Below are 14,002 nucleotides of genomic sequence, written 5' to 3'. Positions count from 1 at the left end.
TTAATAAACAACCCAGCATATGTATTTATCGGTTAAAAGAGAGATTTTGTTTACAGAATGACCCATTCGTTGTGGTATTTACTATGTGTATTATTGGAAGACAGGTGATATGGGGGAGAGTAGAAAAATGCATATAGTAGGAGGTATGAGGGAATATATACCTTCCATCGCCTCGATACATGTAGATGTACGGTGATGATATATCGGGAACGTATGTTAGAAAGGGTGAGTAGCCGTTTCGGAAAGAGGTATTATCATACACGTGGTTACACATCAATTTGTTGAATGTTCATATTGAGTAGGGCATTTATTGTTCTATTTTATTCTTAGAATAACAGGCTAATTAATTGTCAGGTTTTAAGCCTAAGATAAATAGAACGTCTGTTTGGAAGGATTTAGCTGCTTTGGTGTCGAAAATTGTGAAAAAAGGCGTGGTTCAAAAGTCTTAATTGCAATGAATGAGAATTGATATCAATAAATAATATTTTGCTTTTATAAATTAAATTTTCAAGAATTAATATATTTATTTTAATTGTTTTAGAGATTCAACTTGAAAAAATTATTCCTGAGCAACGAGGTGTGTTTGTGAATAGAGCCAGTAATGATGCTACTTTGACAAAGTTAGGAGATATTTATCAACATTATATTGGGTTGTTAGAATGCTTCAAAATGGAAGTGGAAGAAACAATAACTTTCGAATTAACAGGGGATATTACAAAAATATCCAAAAATAATTCTTTTCAAATGGAAGTAAAGCATCACGTAAATAAATCTAGTCTCATAGATCGGAATATTGATTTCTGGAAAACATTAAGAAATTGGCTCAAGGAGTTTGAAAGACTGACAGATATTAAACGATTGATTTTGTTTACAACATCCGAAATAGATTCGACCTCGTCTTTATATAAATGGAATGAAAAAAGAGAAGACGAAAGATTGACTATATTAAAAAAAATTGGCGATTCGATAAAAAGTAGAGAAAATACCTTTCGCACACTATATAATGATGTTTTCTTGAAGGAAAATTATAATGAGCATAACCTAAGATCAATTTTATCAAGACTTGAGATTATGAGTAGACAACAACAAATTAATAATATTGATAATGAATTTGGAAAGTATATTCCACACGTACCAGAAGAGAACCGAGAAAACTTCATTGCATATTTACTGGGTGTTATTGTAACTCAGGTCAAAAACCCCCCTCATATTTGGGAAGTGAAATATAGTGATTTTGTAGCATTACTTCGAGAGGCCACACCCTCATTTGTTCAAAAAGACACAGTGCCACTTCTTACTGAATATATGCATCTTCCTCTTCCTGTGGAAGTAGAGGAGGAAAACCAAAATAAGGTCTTTGTAAGAGAAATTAAGAGAATTAAGTATGATAAACAAATACCGTTAGCTATCAGCGATTTATGGAAGTGCAATATGACGGTAAATAAGCATTATATTGATAACCTTATATTTAATAAAGGTATTTCAGAATATCGGGTTAATTTGCATGAAAAGCTGAATTATACAAAAGATCTTTATATCATAGATAACGAGGATTCTGATCGCAATACTCAGATTAAAGAATCGAAAAAATTTTACAGTGAAGTTATGTCATGGAATGCGATACCATTTGGTTCTATAAATCCAAATCAACCCTTTTTTCAAAAGGGAGTTGTTCATGACATAGTTGAAAATGACGGTTTTACATGGGATGTAGGTGATGAAAATTGAGCCTAAAACATATTAAAACTTTATCTTTAAATCCATATATGATGAGTAAGATTATCCAAAGTTTTTTAGAAGGTTACGGATCACCCGTTGAATTTAAACTGTTATTTTATGTATTACCAATAATTTTAAGTAAGGATTCCAGAGAAAGACTTATTAAGGCAAATAGAATAAGTAGATTAGAAACGGTATTTAAAAAAAGAGATTATAGAGACTATGAAAAATTAAAATTATCTATTCAATCAAATCTATCAGGATTTTTGGATAGGTTTATAGAATTGAAAAATTTAACAAAAGATACTATTATTATATTGGTTAATGAGGAGAAAATCAGCATAGGTAATTCTGTCGTTCTACTTAAAAAAGACAATTACAGTAATTATAAAAACTCGAACATCAGCGAACTACTTAGAGCTGCTTTTTATTTAGGAGTTATTTTTAGTAAAAGTTCTGTCGAAAATTTAGATTATTATTTAGGGGTGAAAAGTAGTTGAAAAGTTATATAAATGCAATTGTCATTTTTAATAAAGATGGTGAAAAGCGTTTTGTAGATTTCCAAGAAGGAGTAAATATCATAACTGGTGACTCAAAAACAGGTAAGAGTGCCTTAGTAGAGATAATAGATTATTGTCTTTGTAGTTCACGTTGTACTATTCCGAAAGGAAAAATAACAGATTTCGGAAGTATTTTTTGTTTAATTTTCATTGTAAATGACAGGACTCTCATTATTGGTAGAGAACGATGGGAAACAGGAGGAAAGATGTATTTTTCTATTGAGAAGAATTCTATACAGGCAGAAGATATAAATATTGAGTACTTTGATAGTAGACAGAAACATAACGTTAAGGATGTTCAATATTTAATAGAGAAACAACTAGGTATGGAGGTCGATAATATTGAAACAAATGAAGGACAAAAGCCTAAAAAGGCCTCTTTAAGAAATATGGTTTCTTATATGTTTCAACATCAAAATTTGATGGCTAGTAAGTTTGCCTTATTTTATAGATTTTCGGATTTTTATAAAAGACAAGATGTTATACAGCAATTTCCTATTTTCGCTGGGTATATTGGACAGGAATATTATACGAAGACAATACAATTAAATGAGTATAAAAAAATTCTGAGAAAATTGCAGAAAAGAGAAAAAGAGAATGCATCAATCGATAAAAAAATACGTGAAGAATTAATAGCGATATTTAAAGATTATTATGCATTAATTAATGTTCCTTTTATAAACAATAAATCAATTGTTGATTTAATTAAGCTCTCCAGAAATTTGCCTGAGATTGACCTATCTAAATTTTCCTCAAAAGATATAGTTGACCGTTATAATACTCTTTCTCAAGAAATCGAGAATTTAAGACAACGAGAAAGCGAATTAAATCTAAAGATAAATGAATTAAAAGACGCAAATCATGTGGGTTATAAATACATTGAAACCCTTAATGAATTAAGACAAAAGACTAGTATTTCTGAACCCTTAAAAGATAATTATACCTGTCCACTTTGTGGTGGTAATTGCCAATCTATTAACCACTTAAATAATGAATTAATAGAAGCATCTAACTGGCTTGATAATGAAATAAATTTTACTAATACCTATAGTAATAGTTTTTTGGAGGATATTAGGAAACTCGAAAATGAACGATTAAAAGTGGAGTCTCTTATAAAGAAAGTATATGGTCAAATGAAAAATATAGAAAGAAGATATTTGAACTCAGATACATTTAACAAACTTCAAGACAAAATAAGCTTTGCTAAAGCTAAAATTAAGCTTTATGTTGATACCATCAGCGGCGAGATAATCGGAAATGTTAATGAAGAAATAATAGAGATTACCAAAAAAATAAATGAGCTAGATGGAGAGATAGGTGTATTTAATGTTGAAAGTAAGATTGCTAATGCTAAAAAAGAATTGGAAGCGACTATGAATAAACTGGCTAAGACACTTGATTTTGAAGAGGAATTTAAACCAGTTAATCTAGATATAGATATAGAAACCTTTGATGTATGTCATAAAAAAAATAATGATAAGATTTATCTGAGTGAAATGGGAAGTGGGGCTAATTGGGTTTCCTGTCACATCGCTCTATTTCTCAGCTTTTTAAGATTATTTACTGAGCAGAAAGAAAATTCACCAATGCCATTACTATTGTTTTTCGACCAACCAAGTCAGGTTTATTTTCCACAAGGAATTAAAAATAGTTCGGAACATGAAAATGAATCTAGTAAGCAGACAGATATTGAGGCCGTAAATAATATGTATAACACAATTTTCAATGAGATAAAAGATATTAAAAAAGATACTGGGATTTTGCCTCAGATTATAATTGTTGATCATGTTGATGGTGAAGAACTTGAAATTAAGGATTTATTTAGGGAATACACAAGACGTAATTGGAGGAAGGGGGAGACAACAGAGGCATTGATCTAAATAATAAAAATCAGACACTATAAAATAAAATATATGGTTAAAAATGGTTTTTTTCAAAATGGAAACAATGAAAAACGGGGTACTTTCTATGGAAAAAATAATACCTGAAAGTTTTAGGGAAGTTGTATCCGCTATTTCTATATTACTTGGCTTTGTCTTTTCATTCATAACCTTAAAAGGGGCTTTAAAAGAACATTCATTAAGATTAGCAGGTTTATTACTATTGCTGGGATTGTGTCTTTTTGCAAATAACGCATGGTGTTATTTTGCCGCAATTTTTATCATTGCAACTGCTGTTACTCAGTTAGATTTCCTTCAAAATTTAGCGGCTATTATTTAGAGGGAACAAGGACTATTTTGATTATAGGAAGGAATTCATTTCTAAAGATGAAGTATTAGAAAGTAAAACAAAAGAGATAGAGACCGACAAAATGGAAACATTTCTTAATACTTCCGAATCAACAGCTTCTAAACAAGAAGTTGGGACCGAAGAAAAGAATGGTAACGATCCAACGGAACAGACTACTAACTTGGAATTGAAAAAGGATAACCTGAAACCTGTCCATTTTGCATTAATCGCTGAAGAATTAGTCTTTAAAGATATTGAAAAGCAGTATCAGAAGCAGGTACAAAGGCATATCAGAATCATTGGTAGGTCATCAACAGTCATTGAGTTAGATGGATTATTAGAACTAGACACAAGAGATATTATCTTTGACACTAAAGTATTTTTACAGTCGCCACTTCCTTTAACATTAATCAAAAAATCAATAAACAAAAAAATAAGCCAAGTAATTGATTATCAATCAATCACCAAGAAAAATAAAGAAGTACAATTAACTTATGTAATTGTGAGTTCATTTGAAAAGGAAACAAAGGAAAAGCTTGACGATAGACTATCAAAACTGTCTAATGATATGAGTTTATTAAATGTAAAAATTAATTTTCTTTATTACTCATTCCACGAGCTTGATTTGGAAAATGTTGTTGTATAGATAGTGAGCAAATGTAATTTCTTTTAATGCCTTCTTGTTCTCTATGTCAGCTCGACACACATTGAATGTGTAGCTCGGATGGACTTTATTGGAGAATGATGGAGACATAATATGTAGTATTGATAATTCACTTAACAACTACATATTGAATTGAGTTTGTGTTATTTGGATTTATACATTCGAGTCCAGAAGTATTCCTTATTTGCGAGTTTTTTCCGGATGGAAGGGACTAAAAGCTGATATTTCGGATGGAGTTCCGTCCTTTCACTTCCATGGACCTCGAGAATGGAACAAGCCTACAATATATGTTTAATGAGGTGATGGCATGTTGAATAGGAAGAAAAATGTATCCTCAAATGAGTTAATAGAAATTATACGTAAAAGTTGCATGAAAATGAGTGACATAAAATCAAAGTTAGATACTGATGATTTAATTAATCAAGGCTTATTTCTTATGGCAACGACTTATTTTGAAGCTACATTGAGAGATGTTATGCATCAGATATTGATAATCAATCCTGGGAAGCTTAAAAAAGATAAATTTACAATTAATAAAAATGTGTTGTGTAACTCTGATGACCATAAAATTATTAATGATGTTATTGAAAATGAACTTTTTAATTTATTTAAAGGAAATGTAAAAGAACAGTTATTATATATTATTGAAATAGTATCAAATATCAAATATGCAAACATTAAAAATAAACCACAGAATGAAAATATTATGACTGTTATTACAAAGTGTAGTGATATTTCTATTTATAGAAATTCTCTGATACACAATGCAGGGATATCATCAAAAGATTTTCCCGAAAAAGTTGATATATATAAATATGATATCAATCAAGAATTACTCATTGAGAAAGAGTTAATAATAAAATTTATAAATGATTATTTAGATTTTTTTGATATATTGGCAGAAAGAATACTGAAAAATGTTGATTTTAAACAAAAGGCTAGAATTGAGCAACTAAGGGATTTATGGAACCAATGTTTTGATAGTCCGATTTTAAAATTTGATGAGTATTGGATTATTGATGAAGAAAGAGATTTAATAGTTGATGTTAAATATCCTAAGTATGAAGGAAGTATAAGTAGTTCTGAAAAAGTATACTTATCCATTTGGAGACATCAGTTTTATGATGCAATACCAACTCATGAGTTCTTATTATGTAGCGTTAATGAAGATATTATATATAAGATTTATAAAGGGTTAGAAAAAGTTAAGTTTTATTATATGCACCAACAAGCACATAGATAGTATACTTCTTATATTCTTTTGCAACATTATTATAATTGATCGCTGCTTAATGCGGGGCGTTTGGCTAAAGGCGTATTACCGGTGCTTAGGCACAAAGGCAAACGGCAGCAACCTACGGAAACACATGGCAAGTTGGGGTGGGCAGACCGACTTCCTAGCGTCCAAAAGATGTCCGTTCTCGGGAAACATTTGGACATTAGGAACTGGATATTGGCGGTCTTTCGTCGTGAGAAAAGCAAAGGTTGCGTAGCGATGTTGATTGAACTTAAGACTCGGCTGTACACCGCTAATCAGATGCCCCATCGCACCGCATTGTCGATGGAGGTTGCCTTTGGTGTAGCCACCGCCCAGTACCCTACTGGAGCGTTTCAACCGCGACTGCTGACCAGGACAAGGAGTGTGTCTTTATTCAAATCTGGAAGCCACACATGACATACAGGTCTATTTAGCCGACCCATATTCCTCCTGGCAACGCGGCTCCAATAGAAACGCAACCATGTAATAGTCGGTTTTATCTTCCATACTGAATGGCTCTAGCGTTCTCTCTTAATATTCTCTCAATATACGTATCCACGTACCACATCCGTTATCATCCTTTGCTACACTTTGAATAAAAAGGAGATGATAACTTGGATACCCAACCTAAGATACTAAAGAGCGTGGAACATATGAAACCATCTGAAAATACTACTGAACAATACGAAAGCTTGGTACAGCAGGAAGACGAACACATAGAGAGACTTAAAACATGCACAAAGCTCATTTGGGATGCGCTAGCTATTATTTCTCAAAAGGCAAGCGTACTGCACATGGAGACGGTCAAAGAAGCAGCAGACCATCTTCATATCATGGAGCTAGATTTGCGCAGAGAACTGTTTAAAGTTCGATTGAAAAAAAGTATTTTGGCAAATAAAATGAAGCAAACCCAAGCATAGCAGCGGAGGGGACGGAATCATTCTGAAGAAGCGGAGCGTTCGGCTGAAAGCTTTCCATAGGAAAGCTGCTTCGTAAGCATAAACCGCCACCGGATTTTTACCGTTAAAATATAATCAAAAAAATCCGGGGGCAACAGCGATCGAAAGAATGATCGTCCCCCTAGCGGTCTTACATGCACATACGTTCTCAATCCAGTTACTGAATCCTTTTTCAATGAAGAAACCCGACATGACCCTTCACGGCCTAATCGGGTTTTCTCATTTCAATCCCTTCATCCCCACCCATAAATCTTCACTCCCCTCGAAACCACTCGCCACCCAGATAGTTACACCCAATCCCAACATCATGTATAGTAAAGTTATGGGAAATAAACATGAACCCGCATATTATCTTGAACGTTTAACCGTACAATATGAAACATGGCAAAAACGAGGAGGAACGTGATGATACATCCAACACAGATTCAGGATATGCTGCAAGCCGCGCTGGAGACGGGCGGAGATTTTGCAGAGGTGTTCGTCGAGGACCGTACCAATGGACAACTGGGTATGACCGGGGGAGTCGTGGATACGGCATTATCAGGCCGGGATTTTGGGATTGGCATTCGGATCATGAAGGAGCATTTCTCGGTGTACGCCTACACCAGCGATATGAGCGAGCAGAGCCTGATTCGACTAGCCAAATCGGCCGCCAAGGCCATTCGCGGCGGTGGAGTGCCAGGTACACACATCACTACACTCCATCCCCATGCGATTCCTAACCACCACCCGATTGCGATCATTCCTGACGCTTCACAGAAACGCGCCAAGATTGACATGATGAGACGGGCGCATGAGGCAGCAAGCCAATACGATCCTTCCATCACGCAGACTTCCATTGGGATCAGTAACTCAATCCAAAACGTGCTGATCGCCAATAGCAACGGGCTACTGGTGGAGGATACCCGCACGTATACACGCATGAGAATAAGCGCGATCGCGACTGATGGAGAGCATAGACAATCCGGGTTCCGTGGGCCAGGAGCGTATGCAGGGACTGAATTCTTGGAGAATCTGAACATCGAAGAAAATGCCAGACACGCTGCTCGTATTGCCACCACGATGGTCAAAGCGGGATATGCACCTAGCGGCAGACTGCCTGTCGTAATTGAGAACGGCTTCGGCGGCGTTCTTTTTCACGAGGCGTGTGGGCACGGGCTGGAATCTACGGCGGTGGCGCATGGAACCTCCGTGTTTGCGAATAAGATCGGGCAGCAGGTGGCTTCACCGCTCGTCACGGCTATAGATGATGGAACGATTCAGAACGCGTGGGGCTCGCTCAATATCGATGATGAAGGAGCGCCGACACAGCGCAATGTACTGATTGAGAACGGCATTTTAAAAGGATATCTGATCGACCGCATGGGCTCGCGCCAGATGGGTGTACCTGCGACAGGGTCAGGACGAAGACAGTCCTATAAATTCGCGCCTGCATCCCGTATGAACAATACGTTTATTGCGAATGGCGAGTCTACCCGTGAAGAGATCATTGCCAATACGGAGTACGGGATCTATGCCAAATCGCTGGGCGGTGGTTCGGTGAATACCTCGACGAGCGAGTTCAATTTTGCGGTTGAAGAGGCGTACATGATTCGCAACGGCAGAATTGCCGAGCCGGTCAAAGGCGCAACGCTAATCGGCAAAGGCATTGAAACCCTGCAAAATATTGATATGGTCGGCAACAATCTGGATCATGGTCAGGGGATGTGCGGTTCGGTCAGCGGAAGTCTTCCGGTCAACTGCGGACAGCCGACAATTCGTGTGTCCGAGATGACCGTCGGCGGACGGAAGGGGGAATAGGCGATGAATATTCAGCAATTTCAGGAAGCGTTGTTCACAAAAGGCCGGGAAATCGGCTACGCGGATATGGAAATCTACTATGTAAATGGACGTTCTACCTCAGTGAAGGTACTGAAGGGAGAAATTGACCAATATACCATCGTCGAAAACGGTGGGCTTTCCTTTCGGGGTGTCATTAACGGGAAAATGGGTTATGCCTCTACGGAGAAGCTGGAACCGGACGTGATCGACTTTTTATTGGAAGAGGCTCGCAGCAACGCGGACATATTGGAAAGCGAGGAGCAGGATGAGCTGTTCGCAGGCTCTGAGAGTTACCCTGAGCAGCCTGCTTATGCCGCAGCGTTGGCTGACACGGCTCCTGAGATTCTGATCGAGGCGGCGCTAGAAATGGAACGTACAGCGCTTGCCGCAGATCCACGGATTGTGATGGCTCGGCATTGCTCGGTCAGCATTCGTGAAAATGAGGTTCTGATAGTAAATACAAAAGGACTGCACTGCCATCGTCGCAAAAGTCTGGCGAGCGCTTATGTGTATGTGATTGCAGCAGACCATGACGAGACGGTAACTGGGGGTTGGCATGATTATTCGCTGCGGAGCGTGGAGGAAATCGATATTGCGGATGTGGCGCGTAAAGCCGTAAAAGAGGCTGTTTCCAAGCTGGGTGCGCACACGATCCAATCGGATAACTATCCAGTCATTTTCCGTCATGATGCAGCAGCGCAATTGCTAGCTGCGTATACGTCGGTATTTTCAGCGGAGTCGGTGGATAAAGGCTTTTCGCGATTGGCTGGGAAACTGGGGCAAAAGGTGGCAAGTGAGCATATTACGCTGATTGATGATCCGCTGATGGAGAACGTTCCCGCAGGCAGTACGTTTGATGCCGAAGGCAGCGCAACGCATCGTAATGAGATCATCAAGGACGGCGAACTACGGACGTATTTCCATAATCGCAAGACGGCTCGCAAGGCTGGGGTGGAAAGTACCTCTAATGCTTCCAAGGGAAGCTATAACGGTAAAATCGGTGTGTCGTATCATAATCTGTATGTGGAACCAGGGACGTCTACGTTGGAGGACATGATTCGCGAGACGGATCGCGGGCTGATGATCGTAGAGCTGCAAGGGCTGCATGCGGGTACGAATACGGCGTCCGGTAATTTTTCGCTGGCTTGTCTGGGATACTGGATTGAGCAGGGGCAAGTGGTCAGAGCAGTCAATCAGATCACCGTATCAGGCAACTTCTTTGATGTATTGCAGCAGGTAGAGGAAGTTGGCAACGATTTGCGTTTTACGGGAAGCTGCACATCGCCTTCGCTCAGGCTGGCTGCACTCTCGATTTCAGGTTCCTAATGACTGAAGTAGCCTTCTTTTTTCAGTCTCACGGCCTGTTTCTGACGTTCCGATTGCCTAGCGATTACAGATGCCTGATGCATCAGGGTATGGTAAAGTAGGAGAAAGTCTTTGAAATATGAAAAAAAGGCTTGGTTACAGCACCGCGACAGGGTATTATAGACAATAATATATTCGAAAAAAGGTTCGAATTGAATTTTTATTGGGGGATGTATATGAGATATATAAGCACTAGAGGTCGAGTAGAAGCCAAGGGATTTATTGATACCGTGCTCATGGGGTTAGCTGACGATGGAGGTCTGATGGTACCGGAGCAGATTCCGACCGTGTCGGCAGCTACGCTGGAGCAGTGGGCTACATTGAGCTACAGAGAGCTGCTGCTGGAAGTTTTTGCGCTGTATATCAATGATGAGATTCCTCGTGAAGATTTGGAGCAGCTGGTCGAGCGCAGTTATGCGAGCTTCCGTCACCCGGAAGTCACGCCAGTGAAGAAGATCAACGATTCCCTGTCTATTTTGGAGCTGTTCCACGGGCCTACGTTTGCGTTCAAGGATGTGGCGCTGCAATTTATGGGTGAGTTTTATTCCTATGTGTCCAAAAAGCAGAATGAGATCATTCACATTTTGGGTGCAACCTCGGGCGATACTGGGGCGGCAGCGATTCAGGGCGTGCGTGGCAAGGAAGGCATTAAAATCTGTATTTTGCACCCACACCAAAAGGTGAGCAAGGTACAAGAGCTGCAAATGACGACGGTAGACGATGAAAATGTATTGAATCTGTCCGTAAAAGGGAACTTTGACGATTGTCAGAAGGTCATTAAGGACCTGTTTGCCGATCTGGATTTCAAAGCTAAACATCATTTGCGGGCGATTAACTCGATTAACTTTGTGCGCATTTTGGCGCAAACCGTATATTACTTCTATGCTTATTTCCGGGCGCAGGAGTCAGCGGGTACGAAAAAAATCAATATCAGTGTGCCATCTGGCAACTTTGGCAATATTTTTTCCGGCTTTCTTGCGAAGAAAATGGGCTTGCCGATCCATAAGCTGATCATTGCAACCAATGAAAATAATATTTTGGAGCGCTTCGTGAAGACAGGTGAATACAAGCCAGGTGACTTCAAAAGCACATACAGTCCTTCGATGGACATTCAGGTGGCGAGCAATTTCGAAAGATATCTGTATTACTTCCTTGGAGAAGATGCAGCCAAGGTATCTGAATACATGAATAACCTCAATACCGAGGGACGGATTGTGATCAGTGCAGAGGATTTAAAACGGGTACAGCAGGATTTTGAAGCGCTCGGTGCTTCGAATGAGCAGTGTCTGGAGCTAATCAAGAAATACAAGACCGAATACGATTATTTGCTCGACCCGCATACGGCTTGCGGTATTGCCGCGTATGAGGCGTATAATGGCGCGGACGAAGTATGTGTAACCTTTGCGACAGCGCATCCGGCCAAATTTGATGAAGCCATTCGTCTGGTGGACATCAAGCAGGAGTTCCCAACGCAAATTGAACAATTGTTCTCCAAATCGCAGCATCAGCAGGTGGTAGAGCATGACGAGGCAGAAATTGTGCGTCAGCTTGAAGCCTTTTATGTGTAAAAGAATGGGAAAGGAGGCTACGCCCTGCGCGCTAGCCTCTTTTTTATTTCCAATTTTCCAGATGTGCTGTATGTTTTAGTTTCAATTTGTTCACATTATAATGCCATGTAGGGTAAGGTGTTAGGGCCTCAGAAATCGTGAAAAAAGCCCATGAATCAAAGGATTTAGCTTTAGGAAACTAACAGACAATGAGAGGTTCATAGAGTTATTTAATGAAGGATACAAAAATTTTTTATAGGCGAATTAGATGTATTATTATAAAAAATCATGTATAGTTAACTAAATTTTATGAATACATAAAGTTCCACTCTCGAAGGTGCAGAATAAAGTCGTTCCGTCATTTAACAGAGGGGCTAATTATAAAAGGGGTGTATTAAATAATGACCATGATCCGTCCAGAGCAGAGTCAACAAGCAGCAGCCGAATATGTGCAGTCCGTTTTTGAGAAGGTTATCGCGCGCAATCCTCATGAGAATGAATTCCATCAGGCCGTCAAGGAAATATTGGATTCGCTAATTCCGGTATTGGCTAAGCACCCTAAGTATATGCAGCAGGGGCTTCTGGAACGGCTAGTGGAGCCGGAGCGAGTCATTACCTTCCGTGTACCTTGGGTGGATGATGCGGGGGTTGTACAGGTCAACCGTGGCTTCCGTGTGCAGTTTAACAGTGCGATAGGGCCTTATAAAGGTGGACTTCGCTTCCATCCGTCTGTATATCTGGGAATCGTCAAATTTTTGGGTTTTGAGCAGATTTTCAAAAATGCATTGACGGGTCTTCCCATCGGTGGTGGTAAAGGCGGCTCGGATTTTGATCCCAAAGGGAAATCAGATAACGAAGTGATGCGTTTTACACAAAGCTTCATGACTGAGTTGTATAAATATATTGGTCCAGATGCCGACGTTCCGGCTGGGGATATTGGAGTAGGTGGCCGCGAGATCGGTTACATGTTCGGACAATACAAGCGGATTCGTGGAGGACATGAAGGTGGCGTCCTGACGGGTAAAGGGATTCATTATGGAGGCAGTCTCACACGTACGGAAGCGACTGGCTATGGCTGTGTTTATTTTGTAAACGAGATGCTGCAGGCGCAGGGATCGTCCTTTGAAGGAAAACGCGTCGTCGTGTCGGGCTCGGGGAACGTATCCATTTATGCGATTGAAAAAGCACAGCAGCTCGGTGCTACAGTCGTGGCATGTAGTGACTCGAATGGCTACATCTATGATCCAGACGGTATCGATCTGCAGCTGGTGAAGCAGCTGAAAGAAGTGAATCGTCTGCGGATTAGCGAGTATACGCAAGAGCGTCCAGGCGCAATCTATACAGAAGGCTGTTCGGGGATCTGGTCGATCCCATGCGACATCGCACTGCCATGCGCCACACAGAATGAAATTGACGAGCAAGCAGCCCAGCTGCTGGTAAGCAATGGCGTAAAAGCTATAGGCGAAGGTGCCAATATGCCATCCTCGCTCCAGGCCATTGAAGTGTTCTTGGGCAATGGAGTTCTGTTTGGACCAGCGAAAGCTGCCAATGCAGGCGGAGTAGCGGTCTCGGCGCTTGAAATGTCGCAGAACAGCATGCGTCTGTCATGGACCTTTGAGGAAGTGGATGCCAAGCTGCATGATATTATGAAAAATATCTATGCTAACAGCGTGAAGGCGGCTGAGGAATACGGCGTGCCGGGCAATCTGGTTGTCGGAGCCAATATCGCAGGATTTGTGCGTGTGGCCGACGCAATGCTGTCCCACGGGATTATTTAGCACAACGGAACATAATAAAGTTAAATTGAAGCTGAGCGGCTCTTGTGCGAGTCGCTCAGCTTTTATTTGCAAAGAGCGCTTTATTTTTCTCAGGGACTTGAT

Annotated in this window: 11 protein-coding genes and 1 pseudogene; all 12 read left to right on the top strand. The window is 39.8% G+C overall.

The window, feature by feature from the left end:
• The first annotated feature begins 585 nt into the window (after positions 1-585).
• Entirely contained in the window at positions 586-1,728 is a 1,143-nt protein-coding gene (locus tag JOE49_RS24185) for a hypothetical protein (RefSeq protein ID WP_209943239.1), read from the top strand.
• Positions 1,725-2,219, top strand: coding sequence for a three component ABC system middle component (locus JOE49_RS24180; protein ID WP_209943237.1), 495 nt, complete (start codon positions 1,725-1,727; stop codon positions 2,217-2,219). Before JOE49_RS24185 ends, JOE49_RS24180 begins: the two co-directional genes overlap by 4 nt.
• On the top strand, positions 2,216-4,159 hold the full coding sequence (locus tag JOE49_RS24175) for a DUF3732 domain-containing protein (protein WP_209943235.1): 1,944 nt from the start codon (positions 2,216-2,218) through the stop codon (positions 4,157-4,159). Before JOE49_RS24180 ends, JOE49_RS24175 begins: the two co-directional genes overlap by 4 nt.
• 88 nt (positions 4,160-4,247) lie before the next feature.
• Positions 4,248-4,499 (top strand): hypothetical protein, encoded by a 252-nt coding sequence (locus tag JOE49_RS24170; protein WP_209943233.1) that lies wholly within the window; start codon positions 4,248-4,250, stop codon positions 4,497-4,499.
• 91 nt (positions 4,500-4,590) lie between these two features.
• Positions 4,591-5,154 carry a hypothetical protein gene (locus tag JOE49_RS24165; protein ID WP_209943231.1) on the top strand — a complete coding sequence of 188 codons (564 nt, stop codon included), beginning with the start codon at positions 4,591-4,593 and terminating at the stop codon, positions 5,152-5,154.
• Positions 5,155-5,479: 325 nt separating this feature from the next.
• Positions 5,480-6,415, top strand: coding sequence for a hypothetical protein (locus tag JOE49_RS24160; protein ID WP_209943229.1), 936 nt, complete (start codon positions 5,480-5,482; stop codon positions 6,413-6,415).
• A 45-nt stretch (positions 6,416-6,460) separates the two neighbouring features.
• A pseudogene (locus tag JOE49_RS24155) lies at positions 6,461-6,905 on the top strand (IS30 family transposase); the annotation flags it as partial.
• Between the two features lie 139 nt (positions 6,906-7,044).
• Positions 7,045-7,350: a hypothetical protein gene (locus tag JOE49_RS24150; RefSeq protein ID WP_209943221.1), complete on the top strand. Its 306-nt coding sequence runs from the start codon at positions 7,045-7,047 to the stop codon at positions 7,348-7,350.
• Between the two features lie 444 nt (positions 7,351-7,794).
• Complete coding sequence (locus tag JOE49_RS24145) at positions 7,795-9,189, top strand: TldD/PmbA family protein (protein WP_209943220.1); 1,395 nt, start codon at positions 7,795-7,797, stop codon at positions 9,187-9,189.
• A 3-nt stretch (positions 9,190-9,192) separates the two neighbouring features.
• On the top strand, positions 9,193-10,536 hold the full coding sequence (locus tag JOE49_RS24140; protein ID WP_209943219.1) for a TldD/PmbA family protein: 1,344 nt from the start codon (positions 9,193-9,195) through the stop codon (positions 10,534-10,536).
• Between the two features lie 215 nt (positions 10,537-10,751).
• On the top strand, positions 10,752-12,143 hold the full coding sequence (gene thrC / locus JOE49_RS24135; RefSeq protein WP_209943218.1) for a threonine synthase: 1,392 nt from the start codon (positions 10,752-10,754) through the stop codon (positions 12,141-12,143).
• A gap of 380 nt (positions 12,144-12,523) precedes the next feature.
• Positions 12,524-13,900 (top strand): NADP-specific glutamate dehydrogenase, encoded by a 1,377-nt coding sequence (gdhA, locus tag JOE49_RS24130; protein ID WP_069081167.1) that lies wholly within the window; start codon positions 12,524-12,526, stop codon positions 13,898-13,900.
• Positions 13,901-14,002: the final 102 nt, after the last annotated feature.

Origin of the sequence: Paenibacillus sp. PvR133 (assembly GCF_017833155.1) — a bacterium.
Lineage (GTDB): Bacteria > Bacillota > Bacilli > Paenibacillales > Paenibacillaceae > Paenibacillus > Paenibacillus polymyxa_B.
Note: the sequence above shows the minus strand (reverse complement) of the source record. Positions and strands in the feature narration are given on the sequence as shown.